Source organism: Streptomyces griseoruber, from assembly GCF_001514205.1.
Classification (GTDB): Bacteria; Actinomycetota; Actinomycetes; order Streptomycetales; family Streptomycetaceae; genus Streptomyces; species Streptomyces griseoruber.
This window is the reverse complement of record NZ_KQ948819.1, coordinates 1-2,615: the sequence shown is the minus strand read 5'-3', so window position 1 is coordinate 2,615 and position 2,615 is coordinate 1. Positions and strand designations below refer to the sequence as shown.

The window sequence follows — 2,615 nt, the reverse complement described above, 5'->3', positions numbered from 1 at the left end:
TAATGAGCCCTGCCGGACGCGGTCCGGCAGGGCTCATTAAGCGTTAGGCGCAGTACTGCATCTTCCCCGCCTGATACTTACTTACAGGCCAGAAGAGAAGAATTGACTTACGGAATCCCAAGAATGTTGGACACGACTTCGTGCACCTGAGTGGCAATTCGAGTTAGCTGTCTGCGCTCGTCCTCACCCTTGGCCGCCCGCTCCAACTGCCACTCGATGAACATCGGCGCGAACCAGATAAGTTGCACGAGTCTCGCTTCCACGGTCTCACCGATCGGGGGAATCCGAGAAAGCAGAGCTACGTACGCTTCTCCAGCATCTGGATCAAATTTCCCGGAGCGAAGTTTTCCGAGAAATCCAGACTCGTCGTCCCATGCTTCATCCAGAAGCTCTATCAGCTCACTCATTCTCACCCTCCAGGCCAGTATCCGACGATCGCTTCCGCCGGGACATTCTGCCAGATCAGGACTTCCGAGTCCTTCCTGGCGTAGGAACTATGCCTTCTGCTTGACGGGAAGGGGCCTGAAGAAATATCGACGTACCTATATGGCATGCGCCTCAGATCGATCGCAACCACCCCATTACCTTGATTGTACTTATCGAATGCAATGCTGGGGTTCTTGCTCGTCGATATCCATGGCGTCATCTTCTTCCCGGCAACATGCGACAGAGGGCTAACCCCTGCATTACCGGGATCCCGAGCTGTCAATCCCGTTGCAGGGTCTTCATTCTCAGCCAGCGCACGGTAGACGATGTTTCCGTCAGGATCCGGCCCCGCAGGGCATCCACTGCTGTTGTGAACGAGAACCGACGTAGCCCCCGCCAGCACATAGTACGTGTGCAGGCCAGGCCGCCCCTACCTGCAAGTTTGCTGGTCAGCGGGCGATTTGACAGTCGCCGGATGTTCGTGCTCGTGCCCTGGGGTCTGCTGGTGTTGCCGTCACTACTGCCGTCAGTGGTCTACGCCGCGGGGAATTCCAGGAATTCCGCATGCGTGTCAAGCGGCTTCGTCGTGCGGGGTGAGGCTGATGGTCAGGTCGGCGCCGAGAGCCTGAGCCAGGCGGCGCAGGAGGGGAAGCGTGGGCACGGTCCCGCCGCCCTCGAAGCGGGAGATCTGCGGTTGCTTCATCCCGCACCGCTCGGCCAGCTCGGTCTGGGACAGCCCGAGCTCGATGCGCCGGTCGTGGACGAGTTGCCCGAGCTCACGGGCGAGCGCGGAAGGCGGGTCCTGCACGGTTCCTCCCCGCCTCAGGCCGCTGGGGCGACGATGGTGACGGTGGGCTCGTCTCCGCCGGCGAGGTGCACATCCACCGTGAGGTCCAGTGCACGGGCCAGGCGCATGATGACCGCGATGGGCGGCAGCTCGGTGGCCGTCTCGATGCCTTCGATGTCATCGACGTCGACGTGCATGCGCTCGGCGAGGTCGGCCTCGCTCAGGCCCAGCTGCTTACGCCGGTCGTAGACGGCCTTGCCCAACGTCATGGCGAGGCCGGCCTCTTCGTAGGCCCGGTCGTACTCGGGATCGGCGTCCAGGTGTTCGCCAAGCAGCCGGCGGTGGTGGCGGGTCCTCCATTCGCTGTGGTTCATCGGTTCTCCTTGAGGTCGCGGCTGTAGAGGTCGTGTTCGGCGGCTGCCTGGTGTTCGGCTTCGCACAGCTGTTGAGCGGCGTGCGCGCGGTCCACTTCGGCCTGCTCTCGCATCTTGGTCTTGCGGAACACGGTGAGCAGCACGACGCGTCGGCCGGGCGCCAGCCAGTAGGTGATCCGCTGGTGAGCATCGCCGAGGCGGAAGCGCAGCTCGCGGAGCTTGCCGCCCAGGTGGCGGGAGTGCGGTTCATCGAGCGTGGTGGGCTGCTCGGCGAGCAGGTCGGCGACGCGTTCGGCCTGCTTGTAGTGATGGGCGGGAATGTTCTCCAGCCACAGCCGCACCTCCGGCTCGATCTCGATCGAGTACCGCCCGCTGTCCATATCGCCGATGATATATGGCGCGGGGCGCGAGAGCGCGAATACGTAGTTCAGGTCGTGTGCCGTCGCCGCGAGCGCAGCCACTCCAGCGTCGCACACCCCCGTACTCCCCCCTTCGTCCTGATGCCACGGCGCCGCCCGCAAACCAGCGGCAACCTGCCGAGGCGGTGCAGGGTCGGCTTCTTTCGGCAGGATCGGGCCCGAGCGGGAGAGGCAGCGTGCGGCCGGGCTGGTGCGTCGCCCGGTCTGGCGGCGCGGGGCCGGGGCGGGAGGAGTCGGCCCCCGACGGGAGGCCGGGAGCTTCGACCCCGCCGACCACCGCCCTCGGCGAGTCCGGTAGCGAGCGTGAGGGTCGGCCCCCTGGTCGGCGATGTGCCTGCGATCCGGCCGTAGGACGGTCGTGGGCGACAACTTGCTCCGCCAGGAGCCCGGTTCCGGTCATCCCGGAAATCTGGCCGGTTGCCGCTCTCGCAGTCCTGGGCCGTTCCTTTGCCGGGGCGGTGGCCTCCCGAGCGAACGGCGGACTTGTCGGCGACGGCGGTTAGCCAATGCGGGCGGGGCCCGCCTTGAACCTGGAAGAGAAAATCTGAACGCACACCCCAGGTCACCCGGTGTCCGGTCCCGGGAGATGCTTGACACTTCGGTCCCAGC

General features: G+C 64.9%; 3 protein-coding genes and 1 pseudogene. All 4 read right to left on the bottom strand.

The annotated features are described in order from the left end of the window. Positions 1 to 107: 107 nt before the first annotated feature. Positions 108 to 407: a hypothetical protein gene (locus AQJ64_RS49490; RefSeq protein ID WP_157881229.1), complete on the bottom strand. Its 300-nt coding sequence runs from the start codon at positions 405 to 407 to the stop codon at positions 108 to 110. Between the two features lie 590 nt (positions 408 to 997). After that, positions 998 to 1,213 (bottom strand): annotated as a pseudogene (locus AQJ64_RS44735) (helix-turn-helix domain-containing protein); the annotation flags it as partial. Between the two features lie 35 nt (positions 1,214 to 1,248). Then, positions 1,249 to 1,587 (bottom strand): helix-turn-helix domain-containing protein, encoded by a 339-nt coding sequence (locus AQJ64_RS44730; protein ID WP_055639123.1) that lies wholly within the window; start codon positions 1,585 to 1,587, stop codon positions 1,249 to 1,251. Next, the gene (locus AQJ64_RS44725; RefSeq protein ID WP_055518207.1) at positions 1,584 to 1,967 is read right to left on the bottom strand and encodes a type II toxin-antitoxin system RelE/ParE family toxin; all 384 of its coding nucleotides are present in this window, start codon (positions 1,965 to 1,967) and stop codon (positions 1,584 to 1,586) included. Before AQJ64_RS44725 ends, AQJ64_RS44730 begins: the two co-directional genes overlap by 4 nt. Positions 1,968 to 2,615: the final 648 nt, after the last annotated feature.

Bases quoted from the DNA above. Each gene is read 5' to 3' on its own strand.
- AQJ64_RS44730 (WP_055639123.1), bottom strand. From the start codon at position 1,587: ATGAACCACAGCGAATGGAGGACCCGCCACCACCGCCGGCTGCTTGGC.
- AQJ64_RS44725 (WP_055518207.1), bottom strand. From the start codon at position 1,967: ATGGACAGCGGGCGGTACTCGATCGAGATCGAGCCGGAGGTGCGGCTG.
- AQJ64_RS49490 (WP_157881229.1), bottom strand. From the start codon at position 407: ATGAGTGAGCTGATAGAGCTTCTGGATGAAGCATGGGACGACGAGTCT.